This window comes from Mesorhizobium sp. 2RAF21 (assembly GCF_052115345.1).
GTDB lineage: Bacteria > Pseudomonadota > Alphaproteobacteria > Rhizobiales > Rhizobiaceae > Mesorhizobium > Mesorhizobium terrae.
This window is the reverse complement of sequence record NZ_JBFRGM010000008.1, coordinates 95,165-122,106: the sequence shown is the minus strand read 5'-3', so window position 1 is coordinate 122,106 and position 26,942 is coordinate 95,165. Positions and strand designations below refer to the sequence as shown.

Here is a 26,942-nt window from a genome sequence, read left to right as displayed (position 1 = left end):
GTCTTGGGGAGGGAAAATGGACAGTTTCTTGACCGGCCTGAAAGCGGCCGTGGACACGCTTGGCGCAACGGTGCTGTTGCCCATCGTCATCTTTATCATCGCCGTCGTGCTGGGGGCCAAGGTCGGCCGCGCCTTCCGCGCCGCCGTCACCATCGGCGTCGCCTTCATCGGTATCAACCTGGTGCTCGGCCTGATGCTCAATTCGATCGGCGACGTGGCCAAGGCCATCGTCACCAACACTGGCATTCATCGCGACATCGTTGACGTGGGTTGGCCGTCGGCCGCGGCCATCGCCTTCGGCTCGTCGGTTGGCCTGTGGGTCATCCCGATCGGCATCGCGGTCAACGTCGCGCTTCTGCTTCTGCGCCTCACCCGCACGCTCAATGTCGACGTCTGGAACTTCTGGCACTTCGCCTTTGTCGGCTCGCTGGCCACCGCCGCCACGGGCAGCCTGGGTTACGGCCTGGCAGTGGCGGCACTTGTCGCGGCACTTGCGCTGCTGTTCGCCGACTGGTCGGCGCGCGCGGTGCAGCAGTTCTACGGCATTCCGGGCGTCTCGGTGCCGCATCTGGCCTCGGCGCAGATCCTGCCCATCGCCATCGTGCTCAACTGGGTGATCGACCGTATCCCCGGCATCAACAAGATCAACATCTCGACCGAGACCATCGAAAAGCGCTTCGGCGTGTTCGGCGAGCCGGTGGTGCTCGGCCTCATCATCGGCCTCGTGCTCGGCGCCATCGCTTATTACAACGCCGGCGATTTTGGCACGGTGTTGTCCAAGGTCCTCACCACCGGCATGACGCTGGCCGCCGTGATGCTGCTTCTGCCGCGCATGGTGAAGGTCTTGATGGAAGGCCTGCTGCCGGTCTCGGACGCCGCCCAGGAATTCGTGCGCAAGCGCACCGGCGACCGCGAGCTTCTGGTCGGCCTCGATTCGGCGATCCTGATTGGCCACCCGGCCGCCATCTCGTCGTCGCTGATCCTGGTGCCGATCGCCATCATCCTGTCGGTGATCCTGCCGGGCAACCGCGTCATCCTGTTCGCCGACCTCGCCGTCATCCCCTTCATCGTGGCGATGACCGCGCCGCTCCTGAAAGGCAACGTCTTCCGCATGGTCGTGGTCGGCACCGTCACGCTGGCGCTCGGCTTCTATGTCGCCAACGCTCTGGCGCCGCTGTTCACCAGCGCGGCCATCTCGTCGGGCTTCAAGATGCCGGAAAACGCGGTGCAGATCACCTCGGTGGTCGACGGCTTCCTCTGGGTGCCCTACGTGATCATCGAGGCGATCCAGGGTCTCGGCATCGCCGGCCTTGGCCTGCTGGCGGTGGTGATAGCGGCCGTCTTCGTGCTCTATCGCCGCAACACGCTGGCCTGGGAGCGCGCCGCCGGCGCCGAGGATGAGCAGTCCGCCTGAAAGCGGGCGCTTTCGCCTGCATGATTAAGAAGGGGCCGGTGGCGTGACAGCCGCCGGCCCCGAACATTGGAGAAGACTTGATGGCGCAAGCCTTGATCGACCATATCGACCCCGAAGCCATCCTGCTTGGCGTGGACGCCGACACAAGCGAGGCGGTGATCCGCCAGCTCGCCTCCAGGCTGGAGACGCTCGGCTACGTCAAGCCAAGCTATGCCGACGCCGTGGTGAAGCGCGAACAGACGATGCCAACCGGCCTGCCGCTGGGTCTCGCGGAAAACGTGGCGGTTCCCCACACGGACCCGGTGCATGTCAACAGAGCGGGCGTGGCGCTGGCGGTGCTGTCGAAGCCGGTCACCTTCGCCAATATGGAAGAGCCGGACGAGGCGGTACCGGTCGGCATCGTCTTCCTGCTTGCCATCAACGACAAGGACAAGCAGATAGAAATGCTGCAGGAGATCATGGGCACCATCCAGAGCCCGGAAGCGCTGGCCGGCCTGAAGCGGGCAGCAAGCGTCGACGACGTCAGAGCGGTTCTGGGTTAAGCGGGAAAGGACATTTACATGGCCAGACAGAAGACCATTCTATTTGCCTGCGGCACCGGCGTCGCCACCTCGACGGCGGTCAACGTCGCGGTGACCGAAGCCATGAAGGCGCGCGGGCTCACCTTCAACGCCATGCAGTGCAAGGCGACCGAAGTGGCCTCGATGGCCGACAATGTCGACCTTATCGTCTCGACCACGCCGATCTCGGCTTCGGTGACGGTGCCGCTCGTCAAGGGCCTCGCCTTTCTCACCGGCATCGGCAAGGACAAGGCGCTGGACGATATCGAGGCCGAGCTGCGGAAGTAGAGACGGCCGCAGCGACAGCAGCCGTCACGGCCGGTTAAATGAAAAAGGGCGTCGATGACGCCCTTTTTTGTTTTGGATCTGCTGGTGCTTACCGCACCAGGATGTTGCGGAACTGCCAGGGGTCTTTCTCGTCGATGTCTTCCGGGAACAGGCCGGGGCGGCCGTCCAGCGGGGTCCAGTCGGTGTAGTGGCCGTTCACCGGGCCGAGATAGGGCTTCTGCACTTCCAGGCAGCGGTTGAAATCCATCTCGTCGGCCTCGACGATGCCGGCTTCCGGGTTTTCCAGTGCCCAGACCATGCCGGCCAGCACCGCCGACGATACCTGCAGGCCGGTGGCGTTCTGGTAGGGAGCGAGCTTGCGCGCCTCTTCGAGCGTCAGCTGCGAGCCGTACCAGTAGGCGTTTTTCTTGTGGCCGTAGAGCAGGACGCCCAACTCGTCGGAGCCGTCGACCAGTTCGTTCTCCTCGAGCACGTGGTGCACAGGCTGCGCCTTGCCGGCGGCGCCGAACATCTCGTGCAGCGACAGCACGGCGTCGTTGCTCGGGTGATAGGCATAGTGGCAGGTCGGGCGGTAGGTCACTTCGCCATGCTTGTCGCGCACGGTGAAGAAATCGGAGATCGAGATCGCCTCATTGTGGGTGACGAGGAAGCCATATTGCGGGCCGGGCGTCGGGCACCAGGTGCGCACGCGGGTGTTGGCGCCGGGCTGTTCTAGATAGATGGCGGCCTTGGAGCCCTTCTTGTGCTTTTTGGCGTTCTTCGGCAGCCACTTCTCATGCGTGCCCCAGCCAAGTTCGGCGGGCTGCAGGCCTTCCGAAATGAAACCTTCCACCGACCAGGTGTTCCAGAACACATTCATCGGCTTCGGCTTCTTGGTGCGCTGAGTGTCGCGCTCGGCGATGTGCACGCCCTTGACGCCGGCCTTTTTCATCAACCTGGCCCAGCCTTCGCGGTCGTCCTGCGCCGGCGTCTCGGCATCGAGGCCGAGCTCCTTGGCGAGGTCGACCAGCGCCTGCTTGACGAACCAGGAAACCATGCCGGGATTGGCGCCGCAGGTCGAAACGGCGGTCGGACCGCCCGGATGCTTGCGCTTCTCGGCCAGCAGGCTTTCGCGCAGCGCATAGTTGGTGCGCGAGGCATTGGAAGCCTCGGTGTCGAAATAGAAGCCCAACCACGGCTCGACGACGGTGTCGACATAAAGCGCGCCGAGCTTGCGGGTCAGCCGCATGATGTCGACCGAGCCGGTGTCGACCGACAGGTTGACGCAGAAACCCCGGCCGCCGCCATTGGTCAGCAGCGGCGTCAGCAGTTCCTTGTAATTATCCTTGGTGACAGATTCCTTCAGGAAGGTGATGCCGCGCTCATCCGCCAGTTTGCGGTTCTCTTCGCTGGGATCGATGATCACCATGCGCGACTTGTCGAACTTGAAATGGCGCTCGATGAGCGGAAGCGAGCCACGGCCGATCGAACCGAAGCCAATCATCACGATCGGGCCGGTGATCTCACCGTAGACGGGCCATTTTTCATTCGCCATTTTTTGCGGCACTCCTTCTTTGACGCATTGTCCTCATAAGAAAGCCGGACGCGGATGCGCCCGGCTGCAACTGCTAAACCATACATGCTTGTCACAATAAAGCGAATCCGGCCGCTGGCGCCTAACCTTCTCCCACAAGGGGAGAAGGAGATGCCGCCATCTCGCCAAGATAGACCACCAGCCGGTCGCGGTCGGCGGTCAGCCCCTTGTAGTCGAGCTGCGCCTCGTCCAGTTCGCCAAGCTGCGTGGCGAAGGAGGCGGCGATGCGGGCGCGCTCGGGATGGCGGGCGAGCACCGCCAGCGGGTCGAGATGGATGCGGATGGTGAACAGGATGTCGCGCGACAGAGGTAGCTTGCGCAATGTCTGCCGCTCGACGCGGATGAAGGCATGCGCGTTGATGTCGCCGTCGGGGAAGTTCGACGGCCGGTCGGCGGCGCGGGCGATGCGCTGGCGGTCCGACAGCGGGTGGTAAAGCGCATCGTTGGCCTGGACCGACCAGTTGAAGCGTTCCACCGCCTGGCCTTGCAGATTGTCGAACATGCGGCTGATCACTTCGGCGGGCCGCGTGCCGGTGCCGAAACCCGGCACCGGATCATGGATCCGGTGCAGCGGCTTGCCGAATTTCTCGGTCAGCGACCAGGAGGAGGGGAAGCACAATGAGCCGGCGGCAAGCCGCCAGCCGTCCTCGCCGCGCCGCATCAGGATGAGATCGTCCTGAACCATCAGCGAGGCCGCCACCAGCGGTGCGTCGGCCGGCGCGCTGGAGCCTGCGCCGCCCGCCGCCCGCGCCTCATCCAGCATCCCTGGGTGATAGGCGGCCATATGCGCCTCGACCAGCTCCAGCACCTCGCGCTGCGCGTCGCGGGTTCCCGCCTCCTCGACAAAGACCTTGTCGGGCAGTTCGGCATAGAGCCGGCGCTTCTCGGTCAGATAGGCACCGAAATCATCGTCGATCTCCAGCCAGCGGTCGAGTTCGAGCGGCTTCAGGCCGATGGCGAACAGCTTGGAGGAACCGTCATAGGGGGTGTGGGGAGGCATCATGACCAATCAAGTGGGCGCAAACGGGCGGTGTGGAAGACGCGAAGGATGATCACCCTTTCGGCCTCTACACGGTAGGGGATGAGGTAGGGCAGGCCCGGAACGGACCATTCGTGTCGCCTGGCGCCAGTGGCGCCCTGCCGGCCAATCGCCGGGCGTTCCGCGATCATTTTCAGCGCCTTGACCAGCCGGCGCATGACGTCATTCGCCGCTGACGGGTCATCATGCGCAATATAGGAGTGGATGTCGTCCAGATCGCGCGCGGCTCTGGGGGTGACGACGAGGATCAAGATTTGCCATCATTGGCCGGAAAGACATCCGGTTCGGGCCGCGGCAATTCCTTGTCCGTGCCCCAAGACTCCATCCATTTGAATACCGCCTCGCCCGAAACGAAGACGCCGAGATCGGCCTCGCGTTCGCCCTCTTCGATCGCCTCTAGATAGGCGCGGCGCTCCGCCAGATGTGCCTCGACAGCCTCCTTGACGATGAAGGCGCTGGAGCGCTTTGTGGCCTTGGCATACTCCTCCAACTCTCGTTTCGTCTCCGGGGGGAGGCGCACCGAAAACGTGCCGCCGGCTGCCATCGTCGTCTCCATGAACACAGGTGAACACAATGTATGCGCCGCTGGTCGGAAGGTCAATAAACCAGCCTTGCGGCGATCAGCCCGCGCAGTGAATTGCCGACGTAAAGTTGCTTCGCTGCGGCGAGGTCGGCCAAGGTTAGAACCGCTTCGTGCGCCTTGCCTTGATCCAGCAGTTCGCCGCGCAATATGCCTGGCAACAGCCCGCAACCGAGCGCGGGAGTAAGCAACGGGCCGCCGTCGCCAGCATCGACGAAGAGGTTGGTGATGGTGCCCTCGCAAATCTCGTCGCGCTCATTGGCCAGCAGCACTTCGTCGGCTTCCGCCGGGGCGTATTCGGCGCGCGCCGCCAGATAGGCCTCGCGGCGGCTTGTCTTGTGGCGCAGCAACGCGTCTGTGGAAGCGAGCCGGGTCTGCGCCAGCCGCAGTGTCCATACCATCCCCGTTGGCAAAGGCTGGAACGGTTGCGCGGTCGCTTCGACGGTCCCGTCGGCAGCGAGCGTCAGGCGCATGCGCAGCGGGCCGTCGGCGTCTCGGATGGCATCGTCCAGCGCGGTTCGCACTGTTGCCGGTTCGTGGCGGAAGCCAAGCGTCTTGGCCGAGCTTGCCAGTCGCGCCAGATGCCGGTCCAAGCGCAGGAAGCCGTCGCCGGGCTGCCAGCGCAACGTCTCGATCAGCGTGAAGCCGGGGCGGTTCCCGTCGCGAAGCGGGCCTTCAGCAGGCATTCCTCATACTCCTCCTGCGCCGTGGAATCGAACACCACGCCGCCGCCGACATTGTAGACGGCCTCGCCGTCGGCGAAGAGCGAGATGGTCCTGATGGCCACCGAAAAGCGCATCGTGCCATTGGGCGCTATCCAGCCGATGGCGCCGCAATAGACGTCGCGCGGCACGCCTTCCAGCTCGCGCAGGATTTCCATGGCGCGGATCTTCGGCGCGCCGGTGATCGAGCCGCATGGAAAGAGTGCCGAAAAGATGCGGCGGATGCTGAGATCGGGCAGCAATCTTGCGCGCACGGTCGACACCATCTGGTGCACGGTCGGATAGCTTTCGATGCGGAACAGGTCCGGCACATCCAGCGTGCCGACCTCGGAGATCAGCGAGATGTCGTTGCGCAACAGGTCGACGATCATGCGGTTTTCGGCCTGGTTCTTCTCGTCGTTGCGCAAAAACTCCTTCAGCGCCGCGTCTTCCTCTGGCGTTGCGCCGCGCGGTGCGGTGCCCTTCATCGGATGTGTCTCGATCCAGCCATTGCCGTCGATCTGGAAGAACAGTTCGGGCGAGCGCGACAAGACGGTCGGGCCGGCCAGCGAAACGAGCGCGCCATATTTCACCGGCTGGCGCGCGACCAGCGCGTTGAAAGCGGCGAGCGGATCGCCCGACCAATGCGCGTTGATGGGGAAGGTGAGGTTGCCCTGGTAGCAGTCGCCTTCGCGCAGATGGCGGTGCAGGCGCGCAAAGCGTTTCTCGTAATCCTCGAACGACCAACGTGCGGTCGCATCGAAGATCGGCCCGTTGGTGTCGGGCTGGCCAGACGGCAGGCTGCGGTCGGAGGGTCCGTCAAAGACGCCGAGCGCCACCAGCGGCGCGCGCCGGCCCTCGGGCAGCAGTGGCTTCAGCTTCGATTCCAGCAGGTAGCCGGCTTCGTATGAAAAGTAACCAGCCAGCCATTTTCCGGCGCGACGCGCTGCCTCGGCCTGTTCCAGCGCCGCTTCGAAATCATGGGCTTCGTCGGCGACGATTAGCGCCGACGGCTCCTCGAACAGCACTTCGCGGCCGGCCTGATCGTCGCGGAAGAGAGCGAAAGGGGCTACCGTCAATTTGTCTTATACCCCCAACCCGATCCGTCGCGCGGATCGCCCCTCCCCGCAAAGGGGGGGGTAAGCCGTCCTAATCCAGCGCTTCCAGTTCGTCGATCAGGTTGGAGATGATGCCAAGCCCGATCTGCCAGAAGGCCGGGTCCGAGGCATCCAATCCGAACGGTTTCAACAGCTCGGAATGATGCTTGGTGCCGCCGGCGCGCAGCATGTCGAAATACTTCTCCTGGAAGCCGCGTTCGGCGTTCTGGTAGACGGCGTAGAGCGAGTTCACCAGGCAGTCGCCGAAGGCATAGGCATAGACGTAGAACGGCGAATGGATGAAGTGCGGGATGTAGGCCCAGAAGGTCTCGTAGCCCTCGCGCAGCTTGATCGCTGGGCCCAGGCTTTCCGCCTGCACCTCCAGCCAGAACTTGCCGAGCTGGTCGGAGGTCAGCTCGCCGTTCTTGCGCTCGGTGTGCACCTTGCGCTCGAATTCGTAGAAGGCGATCTGGCGCACCACCGTGTTGATCATGTCCTCGACCTTCTGGGCGAGCATGGCCTTGCGTTCGCGCCGGTCCTCGGTTTTGTCGAGCAGGGAACGGAAGGTCAGCATCTCGCCGAACACCGAGGCGGTCTCGGCCAAGGTCAGCGGGGTTGAAGCCATCAGCGCGCCCTGGCCGCCGGCCAGCACCTGATGCACGCCATGGCCGAGTTCGTGCGCCAGCGTCATCACGTCGCGCGGCTTGCCCATATAGTTCAACAAAACATAGGGATGCGCCGACGGCACCGTCGGATGGGCGAAGGCGCCGGGCGACTTGCCGGGCCGCACGGGCGCGTCGATCCAGTTGCGGTCGAAGAAGCGGCGCGCAATATCGGCCATCTCCGGCGAGAAGCGGTGATAGGCTGACAGAACGGTGTTCCTGGCTTCGTCCCACGGTATCGTCGCTTGCGGCGTTTCGGGCAGCGGCGCGTTGCGGTCCCAGTGGTTCATCTCGTCCATGCCGAGCCAGCGCGCCTTCATGCGATAATAGCGGTGCGACAGGCGCGGATAGGCGTCGCGAACGGCGCTCGCCAGCGCATCCACGACGCTGCGCTCGACGCGATTGGCGAGGTGGCGTGAATCGGCGATGTCCTGGAAGCCGCGCCAGCGGTCGGAGATTTCCTTGTCCTTGGCCAGTGTGTTGGTGATCAGCGTGAAGGTGCGAAGGTTCTTGGCGAAGGTCGCGGCCAGCGCCTCGGAAGCCTGGCGGCGCACCGCGCCGTCTGCGTCCTGCAGCCGGTTGAGCGTCGGCTCCAGCGCCAGCTGTTCGCCATCGATGTCGAAGCGCAGCTCCGTCATCGTCTCGTCGAACAGCCGGTTCCAGGCGCCGCGCCCGGTCACCGACTTTTCGTGGAACAATTGCTCGATGCGGTCCTCGAGCTGGTAGGGCTTGTCCATCCTGAGGTCGAGCACCCAGGGTCGGTAGTGGCCGAATTCCGGGTCGGCGGCGAGCGCCTGCTCGATCGCCGCGTCGTCCACCAGGTTCAGCTCCAGCCCGAAGAACAGGAGATGCGAGGAGGCATCCGTCATCTTCTCCTGGACGTCGCCGTAAAGCTTGGCGCGCTGCGGGTCGGAGGTGTCGCCGGCATAGACCAGCCCGGCATAGGAGACGATCCTGCCGATCAGCTCTTCCAGCGCTTCATAGGATTTCAGCGCCTCGCCGAGCTTGCCGTCGGCGCCGCGCGCGGCTTCGGCCGCCAAGGTGCCCTTCCAGCGGTCCTCGAAGGCGGCGGCATCGGCGCCGGCCTTGTCGATGTCGCGCTTCAGTTCCGGCGCGTTCATGCCGGCGTAGAGGTCGGCCAGGTTCCATTCGGGCAGATTGCCGAGTTCGGCTGCCTTGCGGCCGATTTGGGCCGGCGCATGAAGCCGGTCAAAAAACGTTTGCATTTCAACACCTTCCGGAAAATGCCGCGCGGGCCGGTCAAATCCTAAGCAATTCGTTCACCGGCTTTTTTGAAAGCTTATTTAGAACCCTGTGCCAAGATGATCCATAGGGCACAAGCGATGGCGACGGGGAAATCGCGACACTCATGACAGGTTCCATCCTCATCGTCGACGACGATCCGGTCCAGCGCAGGCTGGTGGAGGCCGCGCTCAGCCGTTTCGGCCATTCGGCGCTCACCGCCGATGGCGGCGAGGCCGGGCTGGCGGCGATGGATGGGCCGGGCGCCCGCGACGTGTCGGTCGTGGTGCTCGACCTCGCCATGCCCGGCATGGACGGTATCGCCGTACTCAAGGCAATGCGCGAGCGCGACATCCGCATCCCGGTCATCGTGCAGACCGCGCAAGGCGGCATCGAAACGGTGGTGAAGGCGATGCGCCACGGCGCTTTCGACTTCGTCGTCAAGCCGGCCTCGCCGGAGCGCCTGCAGGCGGCAATCGCCAGCGCGCTCAAGGTCGAGGAGGTCGAGGTGGCGGTGAAGCGCACCGCGCGCCGCGCCGGCCAGACACTCTCCTTCAAGGACCTCGCCACGCGAAGTGCTGCGATGGAGCGCGTCATCCGGCTCGGCCAGAAGGCGGCGGCTTCGTCCATCCCGATCCTCATCGAGGGCGAATCGGGCGTCGGCAAGGAAATGGTGGCGCGCGCCATCCAGGGCAGCGGCGACCGTCGCTCGAAACCCTTCGTCACCGTCAATTGCGGCGCCATCCCCGCCAATCTGGTCGAATCGATCCTGTTCGGCCACGAGAAGGGTTCCTTCACCGGCGCTTCCGAAAAACATGCGGGCAAGTTCGTCGAGGCGCATTCGGGCACGCTGTTCCTCGACGAGATCGGCGACCTGCCGCTCGATGTGCAAGTAAAACTCCTGCGTGCCGTGCAGGAGGGCGAGGTCGACCCGGTCGGCGCCCGCGCCACGGTCAAGGTCGATATCCGGCTGATCTCGGCCACTCACCGCGACCTGTTGCAGCAGGTCAAGGATGGCGGCTTCCGCGAGGATTTGTTCTATCGCCTCAATGTCTTCCCGATCATGGTGCCGCCGCTGCGCCGCCGTAAGGAGGACATCCCCTTCCTGGTCCGGCATTTCATGGACAAGGTCACGCCGGTCGGCCCGAAGCGCCGGCTGTCGATCGCCGAACCGGCGCTGGCCATGCTCCAGGCCTATGACTGGCCGGGCAACATCCGCCAGCTCGAAAACGCCATCTACCGCGCCTCGGTTCTGGCCGAAGGCGAGACGCTGACGGTGGAGGAATTCCCGCAGATCCGTGCCCAGGTCGAAGGTACCGTGGTGCTGGAAGCGGCCGCGCCGTCCGTGGTGCCCGACCTTGCCGACGAGGCGGTGGAGCCAGTGCCGCAAATGCCTGCTCACGCAAGCCTGCCGCCGCGCCTGGAACAGCGCTTCGGCACGCTGGCCGCGCTCGACGATCGTGGCGATGTGCGTTCGCTGGCGGCGGTCGAACTGGAGATGATCCGGCTTGCCATCGACCACTACAATGGCCAGATGAGCGAGGTGGCGCGGCGGCTTGGCATTGGTCGCTCGACGCTGTACAGAAAACTCAAGGAATATGGCATTGATCCCGAAACCGGTCGGGCGGAAAAGATAGCCTCCTGATTCCCGCGCAAGCTTCGGGCGAGTTTCCTCGTTTAAACCAGTGGTTTACCAAGAAGCGAATTGCGGAAATTAGGGCGGGATATCGCCACGGTGTTACCGCATTTCGGCTTCAATAAGTGTCGATTAACCATTAGGATCGATTATCGGGTGTGAATCCACCATGCCCGTTTGATCAAATCCGGGGACAAACGGCAGTCTGCAAGGCCTTTTGATTTGAGCAGAATCGAACGACACCAGAACAGGCGTCAATCCTCGTTGAGCGTCTGGCGGAAATGGCTTGCCGGCGCCACGATGGCGGCTGGCCTGCTTGCCGTCTCGGCTGGCGCCGCCCATGCCGAGGTGCGCGCGCTCAAGCTGCGCAATCTGCACACCGGCGAAGTCGACGAAATCGTCTTCAAGCGCAACGGCCGCTATGATCAGGCCGGCCTCAAGAAGCTGAACTTCTTCCTGCGCGACTGGCGTCGCAACGAACCGACCAAGATGGACCCGCGCCTGATGGATCTGGTGTGGGAAGCCTATCGCCAGAGCGGTTCGCGCGGCTATATCCAGGTCATCTGCGGCTATCGCGCGCCGTCCACCAACGCCATGCTGAAATCGCGCAGCCGCCGCAGCGGCGTCGCCGAGAAGAGCCAGCATATCCTTGGCCGCGCGATGGACTTCTACATCGAAGGCGTGCCGCTGAAGAAGCTGCGCGACATCGGCCTGAAGATGCAGGGCGGCGGCGTCGGCTACTATCCGACCTCCGGCTCGCCTTTCGTGCACATGGACGTCGGCAATGTGCGCCATTGGCCGGGCATCAGCCGCCAGGAACTGGCGCGCCTGTTCCCGAACGGCAAGACGCTGCATGTGCCGAGCGACGGTCGCCCGCTGCCGGGTTACGAGCAGGCGATGGCCTCCTACAAGGCGCGCAAGTCCAACGGCACGCCGAATATCGAACTGGCCAGCGCCGGCGGCACCACCCACAAGTCGGGTGGCTTCCTGGCTGCCTTCTTTGGCGGCGGCGAGGACGAGGAAGACGATTCCGCCGATGTCGCGATGACGCCGGCGCCGAAGCCGAAGGCCGCGATGAAGCCGGCCGCGGCATCGAAGCCTGGCATCGCCATCGTTTCGCCTGAGAACGCGCAGCGCACCGACGTTCCGGCCGTGGCCGAAACGCCGGAAGAGCCGCAGCTGGCCGACGAGCCGAAGAAGGAAACGCCGGAGACGATCATCGCGGCGCTGCCGGCCCGTTCCGTGCCGCTGCCGGGTGCGGCGCCGCGTCCGAAGGCGGATGTCGGCGTGCAGACGCCGCCGACGCCCGAGACCGTTCCATTCGGCGTGGCGGACGCCAGCGCGACCAGCCAGGCCGAGCAGCCGACTGTCGTGGCCGCCGCGGCACCTGTTTCGCCTGACACCGTGCCGTTCGGCATGGCCGATGCCAATGCGCCGCAGCCGGTTGCCGCCGCTAGCGCGGATGATCAGGCTGTCGCCGCCAATGTGCCGGTTCCGACCCGGCGACCGGAAACAGCGACGGCCCAGGCCGAACCCAACCAGCAGGCGGTGCTTCTGGCGCTTGCCGACACCGGTAAGGGCTCGCGACCGACGGCCACCGACGCGTTCGCGGTACCGCCCGGCGGGCGTACCGACGCGGTCAAGGCCGTGCTGGAGCAGTCCTCCGCCGCCGACACCTATCAGGTCGCCGCCGTCACGCCGAGCCCGGCGCCGCGTTCGGCCTTCAACGATCCGTCCGGCGTCGATGCCGCCACGCCGCGTGGCGCCGTCGCCGCCCGTCCCGCCGGCTCCGATCCGGCCGCGGCCATGGGCGGCAGCGTGAAGACGACGCGCAAGGAAGCCCGCGCCAACGTGCAGGATGCCAAGCCGACCGCGAAGTCCGTGGTGCTTCCGGCCGCGCCGAAGGCGGCGCGCTGGGCGCTGCAGGCCAACGAGCAGATCGCCAAGGTGACGGATTCCACCACCGCGCCGCGTCTGGCCTACAATCTGGTGCGTTCGGCGCCGAGCGAGGTCTACACCGCCGGCTTCCAGCCGGACGGCCAGCCGACCGACGCCAGCCGCTTCACCGGCACCGCCGTGAAGTTCCTCTCGGTGGCCCGCTTCCAGACCAAGTAAGTCTGTGGGTTCCCAAAACGAAAAACCGCGCCCATGAGGCGCGGTTTTTGTTTGCGGCTTAGTTTTTGATCTCCCACGCGGGGAGGGACAAGTCACTTCTTGCGCAGCTTGCTCGCTTCGCGCGCCAGCGCCTCGATGCCGGCCCAGTCGCCGGCCTTGACCATCTCGTCGGGCGCCACCCAGGAACCGCCGACGCAGATCACGTTCGGCAGGCCGAGATAGTCCTTGGCGTTGTTTGCACCGATGCCGCCGGTCGGGCAGAAGTGGATGCCGCCGAAGGGCGAAGCCAGCGATTTTAGGAAAGCGGCCCCGCCGGCCTGTTCGGCCGGGAAGAATTTCAGGAAATCGAGCCCGGCCTCGGCGGCAGCCATGATTTCGCCCGGCGTGATGACGCCGGGCAGCAGCGGCACGTCGCTGCCGCTGGCGGCCGCGATCACTTCCCGGGTCAGGCCGGGGCTGACGATGAAACGCGAGCCGGCCTTGGCCGCCTCGTCGAACTGGCGGGCATTGAGGATGGTGCCGGCGCCGACCACTGCCTCCTCGACCTCGGCCGCCACGCGGCGGATGGAGTCGAGCGCCGCGTCGGTGCGCAGCGTGATTTCGATGGCCGGCAGGCCGCCACGCGCCAGGGCACGCGCCAGCGGCACGGCATCCTTGACGTCGGCGATCTTGATCACCGGGATCACCGGCTGGCCGTCGAGCAGCGAAAGCAGCTTTGCGGTCTTGTTCGACATTCCTGTTGTCCTTGGCTTGTTGTTCCCGGCTTCTCGCCGACGCCGTTTTCCGGCAAAAATTCAACCGATTTAAATTTGTCTAGCAGAGGGCCATGTCCAAGTCCACGTAGCTTCGCACTGATAGGAGGCCACACCGGCGCTTGGCCTGAAGGATAGCGTCGGTCGGCCGGATAACCAGTGTCAGCCGGTGGAAAATCTTAAGCCTGGCGTTTGCCATCGACCGGCGGTGTGGAGCCGACGTTTAGCGACCGACCTGTCGGCCGAGCCAGTTGAGAACGCGGCGGTGGAGCGGATCGGCGGACGGCGCCGGGGGCTCATCCTTGTCCAGTTCTTCAAACGTGCCGATGGCCAGGCCGGCATGGCGCCGGTAGGCGGCGGCAAGCTTGCGGTCATAGGCGTTGCGGCGATAGCCGGGGCCGTTATAGCCGCGCGCGAAAGCGGTCCAGTCGCGGTTGCGCAGCGCCGGCGCCAGACCGGCCTTGTCGACATAGCGCAGCATCAGCCGCAACTGGCCCTCGATACCGGAGCGCGCTTCGGCCACCAGCGCCTCGACGTCCGCAAACCCCAGCCAGGCCCAGTGCGCGCCCATGACCTGGCCGACACCCCAGGAGGTCGATTCATAGGCGGCCTTGCGGTCGATGGCCGCCGCCCGCGTCAGCAGCGCCCAGCGCGCCGCCTGGGTTCGCGGATTGGCGACCGCTCCCGCGACGGGAGAGGCGAGACCGGCAGCCTGTGCTGCCTCGCGGGAGGCCCCTTGCAGCCGGCGGTCGAAATAGTGTCCCTCGAAGCGGATCGGCGGTTCGGCCCTGCCGTCCATTTTCGTGAAAAACCGGCCGCCGCTTTCCACCTCGACGAGAGCAAACAGGGCTGCGGCGTCGAGATCGGCGGCGCGGGCGGCGCGACGGATTGCGGTGTTGACGGTTTCATCGAACATGACGGACGGTTCTCCATTTTTCGACCGATTTTCGAACCGTTCGCGGGCCTGTGTATAAATTCGGGCGCCGGAATCCGGCCCCTGCCGCGCAAGGGCTTGAACGGGCAGGCGCTTTTTTGTGCACCGGAGCCGCCACCCCGTGCTTGTGTCCACAGGCGCGAGGGGGTACGGACGTGCCCGATGAACCAATCCGCGCCGCCCAGACCCGTTCGCGTCGCCGCGCTCTACCGCTTCGCCAGGCTTGCCGACCACGAAGCGCTGCGCGCGCCGCTGGCCGCTTTCTGCTGCGGACACGGCATCAAGGGCACGCTGCTTTTGGCGCATGAAGGCATCAACGGCACCGTCGCCGGCAGCGCCGAGGCCATTGCGGCGCTCATCGAACATCTTGAATCCATTGCGGAATTGTCCGGGCTCGAGGTCAAGTATTCGGAAGCGGCCGAGATGCCGTTCCATCGCATGAAAGTGCGGCTTAAGCGCGAGATCGTCACCATGGGCGTCTCGGACATCGACCCGCTCGGCGCTGTCGGCACCTATGTCGAGGCCAAGGACTGGAACGCGCTGATCTCAGATCCGGGCACCGTCGTCATCGACACCCGCAACGACTACGAGGTGTCATTGGGCACCTTCGAGGGTGCGATCGATCCGCAAACCAAGAGTTTTCGCGATTTCCCGCAATGGGCGCGCGACCACAGCGCCGAGCTGGAAGGTAAGAAGGTCGCTATGTTCTGCACCGGCGGCATCCGCTGCGAGAAGGCGACCGCCTATGTGAAATCGCTCGGTTTCGACGAGGTTTTCCACCTCAAGGGTGGCATCCTGAAATATCTCGAAGACGTACCGGAAGACGCAAGTCTCTGGAAAGGCGAGTGTTTTGTCTTTGACGAGCGCGTCTCCGTCTCGCATGGGCTGGCCGAGGGCGAGGCTGAGCTGTGCCGCGCCTGCCGGCATCCGCTGACGCCGCAGGAGCGGGCTTCGCCTCATTACAAGGCCGGCATCTCGTGTCCGCATTGCCATGAGGCGCGCTCCGACGACGACCGCGCCCGTTATGCCGAGCGCCACCGCCAGGTCGAACTGGCCGCCCGGCGCGGCGACCGCCGGCATATCGGCAGTTGATCCCGGCATCTGGCCGGCGGCACGAAAGCCCGTTTGGGGGGCCTTCCATGCGCATGCGACGCAGCAAGAAAGGCGCCGATGTCATTGTAATGTTGCCTTCGCCCGCCTACCTCTGCGGATGAAAACCGCCGAGACAAGCTGGAGCCCTTGATGTTCGACCCCAAGAAACTGCTCGACGATCTTCTGAGCTCGCAAGTTCCCGGCGCCACCGGAACCGTGCGCGACAAGGCAGGCCAGGCCGTTCAGATGGCCAAGGACAATCCGCTGGCCGCCGGCGCCTTGGCTGCCGTGCTTCTGGGCACCGGCGCGGGGCGTCAGGTGACCGGCACGGCCGTCAAGCTTGGCGGTCTTGCCGCCATTGGCGGGCTGGCCTACAAGGCCTACCAGAACTACAAGGCCGGCCAGAAGCCGGCCGATGTCGCCAGGGAGCCGGAATTGTTGCCGCCGCCGGCCGGCGACAGCTTCGATCCGGCTCAGGCGCCGCAGGGCGAGGCCGAATTCGCGCTGACCATCGTGCGCGCCATGATCGCCGCCGCCAAGGCGGACGGCCGTATCGACGAGGCGGAGCGCGGCAAGATCATCGACAAGGTCGGCCTGTCGGGCCTCGGCGCCGAGGCCACCGACTTCCTTCGGGATGCGCTGGCGGCGCCGACGGATGTCGACGCGCTCGCTGCCGCCGCGAAGACCGAGGCGCAGAAGATCGAGCTCTACACCGCCTCGCGTCTCGCCATCGACCCGGACACACGCGCCGAGCGTGGCTATCTCGACATGCTGGCCGGACGGCTCAGCCTGCCCGACGCGCTGGTCGATCATATCGAGGCGACCGTCGCCTCGGCAAAAGCGCCGGTCGGCGTCAATCCGAAGTGGTAGGAAGCTGACGCGACAGCGCAAGGTTGACCGGCGCCGGCTGCGTTAATCTTTCGTTAACCAGTCAGGCGCATCATTTTAAGCATCGGATCGGCTATCCTCCTCCCAAGCTGGTTCAGACTGGGCGGTCGCCAATGACCGCCCTTTTTGTTGGCCATCTCCATCCATCCCTCTGATCCTCGCGCCGCGGCTTGCCACGGCGGCATTCATTTGCCATGCCTCGGTCTCTGTTGAGCGCCGCACCCTATCGTTCGCCCAAAGGACGCTCTAACACTTTAAGTTGGCGCCCGATCCTGTCCGAAAACCGTTCCGATTTTCGGGGGCATGCGCCGGGGAGGACGGCATGACAATCAAGGGCACGGCAATCGTCACCGGCGCGGGTACCGGCATCGGCAAGAGCGTTGCGACAGCCTTGCTGAAGGACGGCTGGAACACGGTGTTCTGCGGCCGGCGCAAGGCGGTGCTCGAGCCCGCAATCGCGGCTGCCGGCAAGACCAAGGCGGCGGCGCTGGCGGTCGCCTGCGACATCACCAAGCCCGACCAGGTCGAGGCGCTGTTCAAGACGACCACGGATGCGTTCGGACGGGTCGACCTGCTCTTCAACAATGCCGGCATGGGTTACAAATCGACACCGATCGACGAAATCCCGGTCGAGGTCTGGAACGACATCGTTGCCGTCAACCTGACCGGTTCCTTCCTGTGCGCCCGCGCCGCCTTCGGCGCCATGCGTCGGCAGACGCCGATGGGTGGGCGCATCATCAACAACGGCTCCGTTTCGGCACAGGTGCCGCGACCGGGCTCCGTGCCCTATACAGCGACCAAGCACGCGATCACCGGCCTTACCAAGACGCTGGCGCTGGACGGCCGTCCCTTCGACATCGCCTGCGGGCAGATCGACATCGGCAATGCGCTGACCGAAATGGCCGTGCCGATGACGGTGGGTGTACCTCAGGCCAATGGCACTATCGCGGCGGAAGCGGTGATGGATGTCGAACGTGTCGCCGAAGCCGTGGTCTATATGGCCGGCCTGCCGCTCGACGCCAACGTGCTGTTCATGACGGTGATGGCGACCAAGATGCCGCTGGTCGGGCGAGGCTGATAACGTCGCCGCGGATAAAAACGGGTCTAAATTGGCCTGGTACAGAAATTCTGCCAGAGTGTCGTCTGACGTCGGGGGTGTCGATGAGCAAGTTTTCGGATATTTGGGTTTTAAAGCGCGTAGACGTCGAGAAATTGGCAATCGTTCTGTGGAGGCTAGCACTAGTTATTTTCACGATGAGAATTGTTTTAGAGTCGTTGGGTACGACTATTTGGCTTCTTCTTGTTCCCAAAACTCCAGCTGTTCTCGGTGCGTCGGCATCGATCGTCGCCTTTGGAGGGGTAATGAGTGCGGCGACCTTAGTGCTTCAGTTGTTGGCAGTGCGTCTTATCGTTGAGGTTGCGCTGCGCTTGACTAAAGTGCAAAGCACCTAATTCTTGGGTGATAGGCTTTCCGGCAGTGCCGGGATTGGTTGAATGAGTGCAGCGCCATTGGTCTGACGGTATTCAGCACTCCCCATCCTTGAGCTTGGCAGCGCCTGCGGCGCGGCGTGCGCAATCGTTGCCGTAGGTCTTGCCGTCGCAACCGCACACCGGCTGATATTGCTCCGTGCAAATCTCAGGCCTCTGCATGCAAATGCCCATGCGATCAGCGCGGCCACATTGGGTCTCGACCGGAAACTCGCAGAATTGGCTGGCACTACAGGAGAGGCCCCTTATGCCGCCGCAGGCTTTTATCGGCTCATCGGCCGACACCTGAAACGTGCCAACGAGAAACACCAGCGATATCAGCCCGAACAGGGTTGTACCTCTCATGGGGTGCCTCCCGTCTTTGCGTTCGCGATCAGGAAATCGCCGATCCTTTGCAGGGCACGGGCGATGTTGTCTTCCGAGTTGGCGTAGGAAAGCCGCATGTAGCCTTCGCCAAGCACGCCGAAATCCGGTCCGCCGATCAGAGCCACGCCCGCCTCTTCCAGCAGCGCGGAGGCAAGTTTCTTGGCTTTCCAGCCGGTGCCGGAGATGTTGGGGAAGGCGTAGAAGGCGCCCTTCGGCGTGATGCAGGAAATGCCGGGCAGGGCATTCAGGCCCTCCACCACCAGCTTGCGGCGGCGATCGAAGGCCCGCATCATGGCGGCGACTTCGTCCTGCGGGCCGTCGATAGCGGCGATGCCGGCATATTGGCTGGGCGCGTTGACGCAGGACCAGCAATTGACCGCCAGCTTGCGCACCTTGTCGTAGAGATGCGCGCCCTTGTCGCCGTTCGGCCAGATCGACCAGCCCATGCGCCAACCGGTCATCGCCCAGGTCTTCGACCAGCCGTTGAGCACGATCAACCGGTCGCGGATTTCCGGGAAGGTGAGCAGCGAACAATGTCGCTCGCCGTCATAGGTCATCACGTCGTAGATCTCGTCGGAGAGGATCGCGACATGCGGGTGCCGTTCCAGCCCTTTCACCAGCTTCTCGATCTCCGTACGTGGCGTCACCCCGCCCGTCGGATTGGCAGGCGAGTTGAGGATGAGCAGGCGCGTGGTGGGTGTGATCAGCGCCAGCGTTTCGTCGGCGGAGAAGGCAAAACCGTTTTCCTCGCGGATCGGCACCGGCACCGGCCGGGCGCCGGTGAATTCGATCATCGAGCGATAGATGGGAAAGCCGGGATCGGGATAGAGGATATCGGCGCCCGCTTCGCCGAACATCAGGATGGCGGCGAACATGGTCGGCTTGCCGCCGGGAAGGATCATGACGTTGTCGGGCGAGACTTCGACGCCGGTGGTGGCGAGCGTGCGGCGCACCACCGCCTCGCGGGTGGCGGCAAGGCCGGTGGCCGGCGTATAGCCATGGTGGCCGTCGCGCAGCGCCTTGATGGCGGCCTCGACGATGTGTTCCGGCGTGCGGAAATCCGGTTGGCCGATGCCGAGATTGACGATGTCGCGTCCCTGCCCGGCAAGCGCGGTAGCGCGGGCGAGCACCGCGAAGGCATTTTCCTCGCCGAGGCGATCGAAGGCAGGGATTGTGTGGATCATTTTGTTGGTCCAGCTGGTGCTAGTTGCGCATCCGTGTTTTTTGAAAGGGTGCGCGAGCCCTGTCAAACGTTAAGGAGCCAATGGTGTCCGAAGATCTGAAGAACTGGCAGCCGCGCCCGCGTCCGGAGCGCAAGGTGCTGGAAGGCCGTTATGTGCGGCTGGAGCCGCTGGACGCGGCGCGGCACGGCGACGGCCTGTTCGAGGCCTCCTCGGTGACCGACGCCGACGGCCGCTTCCGCTGGCTGTTCGAGGTGCCGCCGGAAAGCCGGGCGGCGTTCCAGCCCTGGCTGGACAAGGTGGAAGCCAGTAGCGACCCGCTGTTTTTCGCGGTGATCGACAAGGCGAGCGGCAAGGTCGCCGGCCGGCAGACGTTGATGCGCATAGAGCCCGCCTTTGGCGTGATCGAGATCGGCAACATCTATTGGGGGCCGCTGATCGCGCGCAAGCCGGCGGCGACCGAGGCACAGTTCCTGTTCGCCCAATATGCTTTCGACGAGCTCGGCTACCGCCGCTACGAGTGGAAGTGCAACAACAACAACGAACCGTCAAAGCGGGCGGCGGAACGCTTCGGCTTCAGTTTCGAGGGTATTTTCCGCCAGCATCTGGTGGTCAAGAGCGAGAACCGCGATACGGCGTGGTACTCGATCATCGACAAGGAATGGCCGGCGCTGAAGAAGGCTTACGAAGCCTGGCTGGACCCGGCCAATTTCGACGCCGCCGGGCAGCAGAAGCGGCGTCTGGAGGCGTTCCGATCACATTGACGGCTGCTGAGCCGAACTTAAATGACTCGGTGCGAAAAGCGTGGTCCATAGGGCGGGCAGGGGATTTTTAGTTGAATTTTATCCTTAGCCGGCTGGTTTCTGAATATCTTGTACTAAAGTCGAAGATTAGTGGCCGCTGGATGGCAGCGGAATGCTTCTATATCCAAATGAATTGATTTAAGTTCCCCCGCCAAGAGGGTTGGCTGATGGGATATGATCATTCGCACGACCACGGTTCGTACAGCCAAGACCATGATGCAGGCGGGCACGATCTTGGTGCCGCCGACAAGAAGCGCGTTCTCGCCGCGGCGGTTCTGACCGGTGGTTTCATGGTCGCCGAAGTGATCGGCGGCCTGCTAACCGGTTCGTTGGCGCTGCTTGCCGATGCCGGCCACATGCTGACCGACGCAATCGCGCTGGGGCTCGCCTGGTACGCCTTCCATCTCGGCGAGAGGCCGGCCAACGGCCGGCACACCTATGGTTATGGCCGCGTCAAGACGCTGGTCGCCTATACCAACGGCCTCGCAATCTTCCTGGTGGCGTTGTGGATCTGCTACGAGGCGTGGCGGCGCTTCCAGGCGCCGCTACCGGTGCTCGGCGGGCCGATGCTTGTGGTCGCGGCGCTGGGCCTGGCTGTCAATGTCGCGGGCTTCGTGATCCTGCATGGCGGCGACCGCGGAAGCCTCAACATGCGCGGTGCGCTCCTGCATGTGCTGGGCGATATTTTGGGATCGCTGGCCGCCATCGTCGCGGCGCTGGTGATCCTGGCAACCGGCTGGACGCCGATCGATCCCATCCTGTCGGTGTTGGTGGCCGTTCTGATCCTGTCGACGGCCTGGAACCTGATGCGGGCGGCCGCACATGTATTGCTGGAGGGAACGCCGGCGGGACTCGACCGCGACGCCATCGTCAACGACCTCCAGGACAATGTGCCCGGCGTGCGCGAGGTTCATCACGTGCATTTGTGGTCCATCGACGGGGCCCGCAACATGGCGACGCTGCATGCCAGCCTGAAGGACGGCGTGGACGCGCATGTCGCCGTCGACGCCATAAAAAGCCGCCTGCGTGCCGGGCACGACATCAGCCATGCGACCGTGGAAATCGAATTCGACCGCCGCGCCGAGGACGGCCGCCCGCGAGAGGCCGTGCGTGGCGTCTCACCGCAGCCCAGGCACCTGCATTGAACGGCAGGCTGTGCTAACGAGACGTCGACAAACGGAAACCGAGACCCGGGATCGGACCCACCATGGACCGCGAAAGCAAGCGCTCGGCCATCGCCGCGCTGTCGATCATGCTTCTGTTCGGCGTGACGGCCTTCTATCTTCCAACGATCATGCTAGCGATCGGCAATATCTCGACGGTGCTGGCCGGCATTGTCGCGGTGCTGTTCGTGGCGGCCTTCTTCCTCGTGTTCTGGCTGCGCAGCCGCGCCCAGCGGCGAAAGGGAAACTGATATGCGCGTGCTGATCACCGGTGCGGCCGGTATGATCGGCCGCAAGCTCACGACGCGACTGGCGAAGGACGGCGCGCTGCGCGGCAGGCGCATCGCAGCGCTAGACCTGCATGATATCGTGGCGCCGAAAACGCCTGTCGCGGCCGGCATTTCGACCACCATCCACACCGGCGACCTTGCCGCGCCCGGCGCGGCCGACGCGCTTTTGAGAACGCGCCCAGACATCGTCTTCCATCTGGCCGGTGTCGTCTCCGGGGAGGCGGAAGCCAATTTCGACCTCGGCTACCGGGTCAACCTCGACGGCACGAGAGCACTGTTCGACGCGATCAGGGTGGCGGCTTACAATCCACGCGTCGTCTTCACCTCGTCGATCGCCGTGTTCGGCGCACCGTTTCCGCCGGTCATTCCCGACGATTTCCACGCCACGCCGCTGACCTCCTACGGCACGCAGAAACTGGTCGGCGAGGCGCTGCTGGCCGACTATTCGCGACGCGGCTTCTTCGACGGCATCGGCATTCGCCTGCCGACGATCTGTGTCAGGCCCGGCAAGCCGAACAAGGCCGCTTCCGGTTTCTTCTCCGGCATCATCCGTGAGCCGCTGAACGGCGTCGAGGCGATGCTGCCGGTGCCGCGTTCGGTGGTGCACACCCATGCCAGCCCGCGCTCGGCGGTCGGGTTCCTGATCCGCGCCGCCGAGATCGACGGCGCGACCGTAGGCCCGCGCCGCAACATCACCATGCCGGGTGTCGGGGTCAGCGTCGCCGAGCAGATCGAGGCGCTTGGCCGCGTCGCCGGTGTAAAAGCGGTCGCGCTGATCCGCGAGGCGCCGGACGAGGCGGTGTGGGCGATCGTCAAGAACTGGCCGACCCGCTTCGAGGCACGCCGCGCACGGGAACTGGGTTTCGAAGCGGAGACCAGTTTCGATGCTATCATCCATGCGCATATCGAGGATGAACTGGGCGAGTAGGTGTTTTTCTCCACCGCAAGGGGAGACAGCGCTTAAGCTCGCAGACTGGCCGTCAGCAGGATAAGGCCGAACAGGAACACCATCGCCGCGCCGCCGATTTCGATGGCGGAATGGACGCGGTTGCCGAAACGGCCGTCGCCGGCCAGCATCACGGCCCAGTCCTTGGCCGTCACTGCCAGCGTGGCGAGCAGGGAGACGGTGATCGCCGTTCCCACCGCCATCGCCAGCACCGACAGGATGCCGCCAGCCCACAGGCCGTTGAGGAAGGCGAAGGACAGCACGATCAGCGCGCCGGAGCAGGGCCTGATGCCGACGGCGGCAACCGCCGTCCAGGCGCTGCGCCAGTCGAAGCGGTCGCCGGCGAGCAGGGTCGGGTCGGGTGCATGCGAATGACCGCAGCTCTCGCAGACCTGGCCCGGGCCATGATCGTGATGATGGTGGTCGTGGTGGTGATGATCATGGCCGGCATGATCGTGGTGATCGTGCCCGTGGTCATGATGGTCGTGGGCGGAATGGTCATGCGAATGTGCCGCGCGGGCATGACCATGGTCGGCATGGCTGTGGCCGCCGGCATGGGCATGCGCGGCTGACAGGCTGTAGGTGGGTGCCGCGCCGAACAAGCGCTTCACCGCCGGGCCGAGCTTGCGCCACAATAGCCAGGCGCCGAAGACCGTCACGAAGGCGTAAGACGCGATCTCCAGGAACCAGGCGGTGTCGGTCATCGAGATCGAGGTGCCGCGCAGCACGAAATAGGCAAGCAGCATCACCACGATGGCGGTGATCGCCTGCAGGAAGGCGGAGATGAAGGAGAGCAGGATGCCGCGCCTCAGCGCCACTTCATTGGCCAGCATGTAGGAGGAAATCACGGCCTTGCCGTGGCCAGGGCCGGCGGCATGGAAGATGCCGTAGACGAAGGACAGGCCGATCAGCAGCCAGAGTTTCGAACCGTCCTGGCGCATCGCTTTGATGGCGTCGGCGAGCGCGTGGTAGAATTGTTGCTGGCGCAAGTTGACCCAGGTCAGGAAGCCGGAAAACAGGCCGGTGCTCGGCGCCATCGCGTCATTGGTGCCGATGCCCAGCGAGCTCTGCGCGTGGGCGTGGCCGGCCAGCTGCGCCGTCACGAAGGCCGTCGCCAGCAGGCAGAAGATCAGGCGTGTCGTCGTCTTGGTCACGGGGGGTTACCCTTCTGGCCGACAGTTCAACTCGAGTTTGGTCGCGAAGATCTTGCTCATGTCCGTGCCTGTCGGATCGTTGAAGAACGCTTCCGTCAGGGTCTTCTGGTTCTGGGCGATCGCCTGGTCCGGGTCCGGCCGGATGACGGAGCGGTTGCAGGAGGAAGGCAGGTCCTTCACCGAGAGGTTGGTATCGTCGGTGAAGTCGATGGCGGTATAGAAGGTCGGATCGTAGACGCCGAGGTCGATCTTGCCTTTCAGCCTGAGTGGTTGCTGCGGCTGGTCTTCGAACAGAACGATGAGCTGGTTGTTGTCGAAGGAGGCGACGATGTCGGCCGGCGCCTTCATCTTGACGTCCTTGCCGTCGACGGTGACCATCTGGAAATAATTGTACTCGGCCAGCGACGCCTTAATGGTGTTGGCCACTTCCTTCAGCTCGGCATCGTCGAGCTTGAGGTCGGAATTCTTGTCGAACTCCATCAGCACCGTCGAGGAGAACAATTCGTCGAAGCGCCAGAGGTGGCGCAATGCCGCGATCGACTGATGGTCGGGGGAAAGCACGACGTCGAGGCGGGCCTCGGCAAAGACGTGCGGGTGGACCATGGCCGGCACCGTGCCGGTAAGCAAGGCGCCGAAGGCCGCGGCCGTAGTGGCTATTCGTCCCCGGACGTTCATGGACCCTGGCGATTCCTTCGGATGAGCATGGCCCCGAGGGTTACCAGAAACCGGGCGAAAGTGGGACCGGGCTAACGAAAATGTTATGACGTTTCGTGCGTCTTGAACCACTGCACCATGAAGTCGACGAAGACACGCACCTTCGCCGGCAGGTAGCGGCGGTGCGGATAGACCGCGAAAATGCCGCCGTTGAAGTCGATGCGGTCCTCGAGCAGCGAGATCAGCCGGCCGCTCTTGATTTCCGGTGCGGCGACGAAATCCGGCAGCAGGGCAAAGCCCAGGCCGGCGAGGGCCGCCATGCGGGTGGTGATGGGGCTGTTGACCATCATCGGGCCGCTGATCGGAACACTGGTGATGTCGCCGTCGTCGCCACGGAACGGCCAGTTGGAGGCCCAGCGGCCATTGGTGTCGACCACGCAGGGCATGTGCGCCAGGTCCTGAGGGCGGGTCGGCTTGCCATATTTGGCGATCAGCTCCTGCGAACCGCAGAGTTTCAGCGTAAACGGCGCCAGCTTGCGGGCGATCAGCGAGGAGTTTTCAAGCCGCGTGATGCGGATGGCGAGGTCGAAGCCTTCCTCGACAAGGTCGACGAAGCGATCGTCGAGATGCACCTCCAGCGAGACGTCCGGATATTGCCTGGCGAAATCGATCATCGATTGACCGACCGCCGCGTCCGCCATGGTGCGCGGCGCCGAAAGCTTGATCCTGCCGCGCACGTCGCCGGAACTGTCGCGCACCGCGTCCGACAGGCTGTCGATCTCGCGCACGATCTCGGAGGCGCGTTTGTAATAGGTATGGCCGGCCTCGGTCAGCGAGAACTGACGGGTGGTGCGATTGAGCAAGAGCGCGCCGAGTTCGTCTTCCAGTTCGCGCACATATTTGGAGAGCAGCGCCTTCGAACGGCCGATCTTGCGACCTGCGGCCGAAAAACCCTCCGCCTCGACCACGTCGATGAAGGCGCGCATGCGGGTGAGAGTGTCCATCGCGTCAGGCCTTTCCGGCTGTTTCGAGAATACGCCGCCCAAGCCGGACAAGCGCGAGGTCGCTGCCTTGCGGGCTGAGCAGCGAGATGCCGAATGGCGCGCCATCGACGGTTCCAAGCGGCAGCGTGATCTGCGGGAAGCCGGAAAGCCCGGACAGGCAAAGCAGATGCAAGGCACGCTCGCGATAGGCCTGCGTTTCGTCGAAACTCGAAGCTGCCAACGGTGCCGCGCCCGGTACGGTCGGCAGGACGAGGATGCCGTCGTCGCCGAGACGGTCGGCGAGTTCGGCGCGGAAGGAGGCGCGGCACGCGGTTTCGGTCGTCACGGTACCTTGGTCGATGCTGGCGCCATAGGCAAACCGCTCCTTGACGCCCGGACCGAGGCGGCGGTCACCCTCTTCGATCCAGCGGCCATGCGAACCCCAGGCTTCGGAAGCCTGCAGTTTGCGGAAGCACCAGTAGAGGTCGTCAAGGTCGTGGGTGAGGGCAGGGGCGATCTTGGATTCGCCGAGGATTGGCGCGATGGCGTCAATCATGCGGCGATATTCCGCCGCTTCCACATTGCCCAGCAGCAGGTCGTTGAGGGCTGCGAGGCGGAAGGGGCGCGGGTGAGCGAGGCTCACCGCATCCTCTCTCCCAAATAGCACCTCCGCCACCTTCTCGTAGGTCCCGATGTCCCGTGCGAACCAGCCGAAGGTATCGAAACTGGGCGCCAACGGCATGGTGCCTTCAAGCGAGATCGCGCCATGGGTGGTGCGCAGTCCGATCAGGCCGCAGAAGCTTGCCGGCGCGCGGATCGAGCCGCCGGTGTCGGAGCCCGTTGCGATGTCGGCAAGACCGCTGGCAACGGCCGCTGCCGAGCCCGAGGACGACCCGCCAGTGACACGGTTGGGGGCGGCCGGGTTCACAGGCCTTGGAAAATGGGCGTTCTGACCCATCAGCGAGAAAGCGAGCTCGTCGGTCTGTGTCTTGGCGACGAATCGCGCGCCGGCATCGAGCAGTTTTCGCACCGTGGGTGCCGTTTTAGCCGCTGCTGCGCCGTTTTCGCCCTTGTCGGGATTGCCGCAGCCGGTGACGTAGCCAGCGACGTCGAAAATGTCCTTCACGGCCAGGGACAGGCCGGCTAGCGGGCCGGATTGTGCATGGGAAACAGCCACTTGTGGCAAATCGAGGAAGGCATTGAAGGGGTCGCGCTGGCTGGGCATCGTTCAATATCTGGATACTGTGCGTCCACAGTCGTTCGACAGCCGAATTTTTTCAAGCCGGGGTTCGATTTTAATTGATTGTGAAAGCATGCGCGCCTATATCGCGCTTGCCCAAA

Annotated in this window: 28 protein-coding genes; 13 read left to right on the top strand and 15 right to left on the bottom strand. The window is 64.4% G+C overall.

What is annotated here, in order from left to right; all coding sequences use genetic code 11:
- Nucleotides 1-16 precede the first annotated feature (16 nt).
- From AB4136_RS14710 to AB4136_RS14700, 3 genes are all read left to right on the top strand, one after another.
- Nucleotides 17-1,414 carry a PTS galactitol transporter subunit IIC gene (locus AB4136_RS14710; protein WP_024925838.1) on the top strand — a complete coding sequence of 466 codons (1,398 nt, stop codon included), beginning with the start codon at nucleotides 17-19 and terminating at the stop codon, nucleotides 1,412-1,414.
- Between the two features lie 80 nt (nucleotides 1,415-1,494).
- Complete coding sequence (locus AB4136_RS14705) at nucleotides 1,495-1,956, top strand: PTS sugar transporter subunit IIA (RefSeq protein WP_024925837.1); 462 nt, start codon at nucleotides 1,495-1,497, stop codon at nucleotides 1,954-1,956.
- Nucleotides 1,957-1,974: 18 nt separating this feature from the next.
- Entirely contained in the window at nucleotides 1,975-2,262 is a 288-nt protein-coding gene (locus AB4136_RS14700) for a PTS sugar transporter subunit IIB (RefSeq protein ID WP_024925836.1), read from the top strand.
- A gap of 88 nt (nucleotides 2,263-2,350) precedes the next feature.
- Here AB4136_RS14700 and AB4136_RS14695 read toward each other — a convergent pair whose 3' ends face one another.
- The 7 genes from AB4136_RS14695 to AB4136_RS14665 form a co-directional block, all read right to left on the bottom strand.
- On the bottom strand, nucleotides 2,351-3,796 hold the full coding sequence (locus AB4136_RS14695) for a homospermidine synthase (RefSeq protein ID WP_024925835.1): 1,446 nt from the start codon (nucleotides 3,794-3,796) through the stop codon (nucleotides 2,351-2,353).
- A gap of 121 nt (nucleotides 3,797-3,917) precedes the next feature.
- Nucleotides 3,918-4,838: a heme-dependent oxidative N-demethylase family protein gene (locus AB4136_RS14690; protein WP_024925834.1), complete on the bottom strand. Its 921-nt coding sequence runs from the start codon at nucleotides 4,836-4,838 to the stop codon at nucleotides 3,918-3,920.
- On the bottom strand, nucleotides 4,835-5,125 hold the full coding sequence (locus AB4136_RS14685; protein WP_024925833.1) for a type II toxin-antitoxin system RelE/ParE family toxin: 291 nt from the start codon (nucleotides 5,123-5,125) through the stop codon (nucleotides 4,835-4,837). Before AB4136_RS14685 ends, AB4136_RS14690 begins: the two co-directional genes overlap by 4 nt.
- Nucleotides 5,122-5,418 carry a CopG family ribbon-helix-helix protein gene (locus tag AB4136_RS14680; RefSeq protein WP_024925832.1) on the bottom strand — a complete coding sequence of 99 codons (297 nt, stop codon included), beginning with the start codon at nucleotides 5,416-5,418 and terminating at the stop codon, nucleotides 5,122-5,124. Before AB4136_RS14680 ends, AB4136_RS14685 begins: the two co-directional genes overlap by 4 nt.
- A 53-nt stretch (nucleotides 5,419-5,471) precedes the next feature.
- Nucleotides 5,472-6,140 (bottom strand): aminotransferase class IV family protein, encoded by a 669-nt coding sequence (locus tag AB4136_RS14675; RefSeq protein ID WP_036254675.1) that lies wholly within the window; start codon nucleotides 6,138-6,140, stop codon nucleotides 5,472-5,474.
- Entirely contained in the window at nucleotides 6,089-7,234 is a 1,146-nt protein-coding gene (locus tag AB4136_RS14670) for an aminodeoxychorismate synthase component I (RefSeq protein WP_024925830.1), read from the bottom strand. The genes AB4136_RS14675 and AB4136_RS14670 overlap by 52 nt, the downstream gene beginning before the upstream one ends.
- Nucleotides 7,235-7,304: 70 nt before the next feature.
- Nucleotides 7,305-9,140, bottom strand: a complete 1,836-nt coding sequence (locus AB4136_RS14665; RefSeq protein WP_137900636.1) for a M3 family oligoendopeptidase — start codon at nucleotides 9,138-9,140, stop codon at nucleotides 7,305-7,307.
- A gap of 143 nt (nucleotides 9,141-9,283) precedes the next feature.
- Between AB4136_RS14665 and AB4136_RS14660 the strand changes: the two genes are divergently transcribed.
- Both AB4136_RS14660 and AB4136_RS14655 read left to right on the top strand, forming a co-directional pair.
- Complete coding sequence (locus tag AB4136_RS14660) at nucleotides 9,284-10,801, top strand: sigma-54-dependent transcriptional regulator (protein ID WP_024925828.1); 1,518 nt, start codon at nucleotides 9,284-9,286, stop codon at nucleotides 10,799-10,801.
- A gap of 255 nt (nucleotides 10,802-11,056) precedes the next feature.
- Nucleotides 11,057-12,907 carry a DUF882 domain-containing protein gene (locus tag AB4136_RS14655; RefSeq protein WP_024925827.1) on the top strand — a complete coding sequence of 617 codons (1,851 nt, stop codon included), beginning with the start codon at nucleotides 11,057-11,059 and terminating at the stop codon, nucleotides 12,905-12,907.
- Nucleotides 12,908-12,999: 92 nt separating this feature from the next.
- Here AB4136_RS14655 and AB4136_RS14650 read toward each other — a convergent pair whose 3' ends face one another.
- Complete coding sequence (locus tag AB4136_RS14650; RefSeq protein WP_024925826.1) at nucleotides 13,000-13,641, bottom strand: 2-dehydro-3-deoxy-phosphogluconate aldolase; 642 nt, start codon at nucleotides 13,639-13,641, stop codon at nucleotides 13,000-13,002.
- Between the two features lie 241 nt (nucleotides 13,642-13,882).
- Nucleotides 13,883-14,575 carry an N-acetylmuramidase family protein gene (locus AB4136_RS14645; protein ID WP_024925825.1) on the bottom strand — a complete coding sequence of 231 codons (693 nt, stop codon included), beginning with the start codon at nucleotides 14,573-14,575 and terminating at the stop codon, nucleotides 13,883-13,885.
- Nucleotides 14,576-14,755: 180 nt separating this feature from the next.
- On the opposite strand from AB4136_RS14645, the gene trhO reads away from it, so the two are divergent.
- From trhO to AB4136_RS14625, 4 genes are all read left to right on the top strand, one after another.
- Nucleotides 14,756-15,685, top strand: coding sequence for an oxygen-dependent tRNA uridine(34) hydroxylase TrhO (gene trhO, locus AB4136_RS14640; protein ID WP_024925824.1), 930 nt, complete (start codon nucleotides 14,756-14,758; stop codon nucleotides 15,683-15,685).
- A 150-nt stretch (nucleotides 15,686-15,835) separates the two neighbouring features.
- Nucleotides 15,836-16,555, top strand: a complete 720-nt coding sequence (locus AB4136_RS14635; RefSeq protein WP_024925823.1) for a tellurite resistance TerB family protein — start codon at nucleotides 15,836-15,838, stop codon at nucleotides 16,553-16,555.
- Between the two features lie 340 nt (nucleotides 16,556-16,895).
- Nucleotides 16,896-17,651 carry an SDR family oxidoreductase gene (locus AB4136_RS14630; RefSeq protein ID WP_024925822.1) on the top strand — a complete coding sequence of 252 codons (756 nt, stop codon included), beginning with the start codon at nucleotides 16,896-16,898 and terminating at the stop codon, nucleotides 17,649-17,651.
- Between the two features lie 83 nt (nucleotides 17,652-17,734).
- Nucleotides 17,735-18,025: a hypothetical protein gene (locus tag AB4136_RS14625; RefSeq protein ID WP_024925821.1), complete on the top strand. Its 291-nt coding sequence runs from the start codon at nucleotides 17,735-17,737 to the stop codon at nucleotides 18,023-18,025.
- Nucleotides 18,026-18,097: 72 nt separating this feature from the next.
- Here AB4136_RS14625 and AB4136_RS14620 read toward each other — a convergent pair whose 3' ends face one another.
- Both AB4136_RS14620 and AB4136_RS14615 read right to left on the bottom strand, forming a co-directional pair.
- The gene (locus AB4136_RS14620) at nucleotides 18,098-18,406 is read right to left on the bottom strand and encodes a Kazal-type serine protease inhibitor family protein (RefSeq protein ID WP_024925820.1); all 309 of its coding nucleotides are present in this window, start codon (nucleotides 18,404-18,406) and stop codon (nucleotides 18,098-18,100) included.
- Nucleotides 18,403-19,611 (bottom strand): pyridoxal phosphate-dependent aminotransferase, encoded by a 1,209-nt coding sequence (locus AB4136_RS14615; RefSeq protein WP_024925819.1) that lies wholly within the window; start codon nucleotides 19,609-19,611, stop codon nucleotides 18,403-18,405. The genes AB4136_RS14620 and AB4136_RS14615 overlap by 4 nt, the downstream gene beginning before the upstream one ends.
- Before the next feature lie 83 nt (nucleotides 19,612-19,694).
- On the opposite strand from AB4136_RS14615, the gene AB4136_RS14610 reads away from it, so the two are divergent.
- From AB4136_RS14610 to denD, 4 genes are all read left to right on the top strand, one after another.
- Complete coding sequence (locus AB4136_RS14610; RefSeq protein WP_024925818.1) at nucleotides 19,695-20,372, top strand: GNAT family N-acetyltransferase; 678 nt, start codon at nucleotides 19,695-19,697, stop codon at nucleotides 20,370-20,372.
- A 206-nt stretch (nucleotides 20,373-20,578) separates the two neighbouring features.
- Nucleotides 20,579-21,556, top strand: coding sequence for a cation diffusion facilitator family transporter (locus tag AB4136_RS14605; protein ID WP_024925817.1), 978 nt, complete (start codon nucleotides 20,579-20,581; stop codon nucleotides 21,554-21,556).
- Between the two features lie 62 nt (nucleotides 21,557-21,618).
- Nucleotides 21,619-21,825: a hypothetical protein gene (locus AB4136_RS14600; RefSeq protein ID WP_024925816.1), complete on the top strand. Its 207-nt coding sequence runs from the start codon at nucleotides 21,619-21,621 to the stop codon at nucleotides 21,823-21,825.
- A gap of 1 nt (nucleotide 21,826) precedes the next feature.
- Nucleotides 21,827-22,792, top strand: a complete 966-nt coding sequence (denD, locus tag AB4136_RS14595; protein WP_024925815.1) for a D-erythronate dehydrogenase — start codon at nucleotides 21,827-21,829, stop codon at nucleotides 22,790-22,792.
- 32 nt (nucleotides 22,793-22,824) lie between these two features.
- Here denD and AB4136_RS14590 read toward each other — a convergent pair whose 3' ends face one another.
- From AB4136_RS14590 to AB4136_RS14575, 4 genes are all read right to left on the bottom strand, one after another.
- Nucleotides 22,825-23,964, bottom strand: coding sequence for a nickel/cobalt transporter (locus AB4136_RS14590; protein ID WP_024925814.1), 1,140 nt, complete (start codon nucleotides 23,962-23,964; stop codon nucleotides 22,825-22,827).
- Between the two features lie 6 nt (nucleotides 23,965-23,970).
- Nucleotides 23,971-24,639, bottom strand: a complete 669-nt coding sequence (locus AB4136_RS14585; protein ID WP_024925813.1) for a DUF1007 family protein — start codon at nucleotides 24,637-24,639, stop codon at nucleotides 23,971-23,973.
- An 83-nt stretch (nucleotides 24,640-24,722) separates the two neighbouring features.
- A complete protein-coding gene (locus AB4136_RS14580; protein WP_024925812.1) occupies nucleotides 24,723-25,622 on the bottom strand; it encodes a LysR family transcriptional regulator in 900 nt (299 codons plus the stop codon).
- Nucleotides 25,623-25,626: 4 nt separating this feature from the next.
- Entirely contained in the window at nucleotides 25,627-26,826 is a 1,200-nt protein-coding gene (locus tag AB4136_RS14575) for an amidase (RefSeq protein WP_024925811.1), read from the bottom strand.
- Nucleotides 26,827-26,942 lie beyond the last annotated feature (116 nt).

Excerpts from the sequence above, each read along its gene's own strand:
- AB4136_RS14650 (WP_024925826.1), bottom strand. The coding sequence starts at position 13,641 with ATGTCGAACAAGACCGCAAAGCTGCTTTCGCTGCTCGACGGCCAGCCG.
- AB4136_RS14710 (WP_024925838.1), top strand. The coding sequence starts at position 17 with ATGGACAGTTTCTTGACCGGCCTGAAAGCGGCCGTGGACACGCTTGGC.
- AB4136_RS14615 (WP_024925819.1), bottom strand. The coding sequence starts at position 19,611 with ATGATCCACACAATCCCTGCCTTCGATCGCCTCGGCGAGGAAAATGCC.
- AB4136_RS14575 (WP_024925811.1), bottom strand. The coding sequence starts at position 26,826 with ATGCCCAGCCAGCGCGACCCCTTCAATGCCTTCCTCGATTTGCCACAA.
- AB4136_RS14680 (WP_024925832.1), bottom strand. The coding sequence starts at position 5,418 with ATGGCAGCCGGCGGCACGTTTTCGGTGCGCCTCCCCCCGGAGACGAAA.
- AB4136_RS14625 (WP_024925821.1), top strand. The coding sequence starts at position 17,735 with ATGAGCAAGTTTTCGGATATTTGGGTTTTAAAGCGCGTAGACGTCGAG.
- AB4136_RS14665 (WP_137900636.1), bottom strand. The coding sequence starts at position 9,140 with ATGCAAACGTTTTTTGACCGGCTTCATGCGCCGGCCCAAATCGGCCGC.
- denD (WP_024925815.1), top strand. The coding sequence starts at position 21,827 with ATGCGCGTGCTGATCACCGGTGCGGCCGGTATGATCGGCCGCAAGCTC.
- AB4136_RS14690 (WP_024925834.1), bottom strand. The coding sequence starts at position 4,838 with ATGATGCCTCCCCACACCCCCTATGACGGTTCCTCCAAGCTGTTCGCC.
- AB4136_RS14635 (WP_024925823.1), top strand. The coding sequence starts at position 15,836 with ATGTTCGACCCCAAGAAACTGCTCGACGATCTTCTGAGCTCGCAAGTT.
- AB4136_RS14585 (WP_024925813.1), bottom strand. The coding sequence starts at position 24,639 with ATGAACGTCCGGGGACGAATAGCCACTACGGCCGCGGCCTTCGGCGCC.
- AB4136_RS14705 (WP_024925837.1), top strand. The coding sequence starts at position 1,495 with ATGGCGCAAGCCTTGATCGACCATATCGACCCCGAAGCCATCCTGCTT.
- AB4136_RS14605 (WP_024925817.1), top strand. The coding sequence starts at position 20,579 with ATGGGATATGATCATTCGCACGACCACGGTTCGTACAGCCAAGACCAT.
- AB4136_RS14645 (WP_024925825.1), bottom strand. The coding sequence starts at position 14,575 with ATGTTCGATGAAACCGTCAACACCGCAATCCGTCGCGCCGCCCGCGCC.
- AB4136_RS14580 (WP_024925812.1), bottom strand. The coding sequence starts at position 25,622 with ATGGACACTCTCACCCGCATGCGCGCCTTCATCGACGTGGTCGAGGCG.
- AB4136_RS14630 (WP_024925822.1), top strand. The coding sequence starts at position 16,896 with ATGACAATCAAGGGCACGGCAATCGTCACCGGCGCGGGTACCGGCATC.
- trhO (WP_024925824.1), top strand. The coding sequence starts at position 14,756 with ATGAACCAATCCGCGCCGCCCAGACCCGTTCGCGTCGCCGCGCTCTAC.
- AB4136_RS14675 (WP_036254675.1), bottom strand. The coding sequence starts at position 6,140 with ATGCCTGCTGAAGGCCCGCTTCGCGACGGGAACCGCCCCGGCTTCACG.
- AB4136_RS14620 (WP_024925820.1), bottom strand. The coding sequence starts at position 18,406 with ATGAGAGGTACAACCCTGTTCGGGCTGATATCGCTGGTGTTTCTCGTT.
- AB4136_RS14695 (WP_024925835.1), bottom strand. The coding sequence starts at position 3,796 with ATGGCGAATGAAAAATGGCCCGTCTACGGTGAGATCACCGGCCCGATC.
- AB4136_RS14660 (WP_024925828.1), top strand. The coding sequence starts at position 9,284 with ATGACAGGTTCCATCCTCATCGTCGACGACGATCCGGTCCAGCGCAGG.
- AB4136_RS14700 (WP_024925836.1), top strand. The coding sequence starts at position 1,975 with ATGGCCAGACAGAAGACCATTCTATTTGCCTGCGGCACCGGCGTCGCC.
- AB4136_RS14600 (WP_024925816.1), top strand. The coding sequence starts at position 21,619 with ATGGACCGCGAAAGCAAGCGCTCGGCCATCGCCGCGCTGTCGATCATG.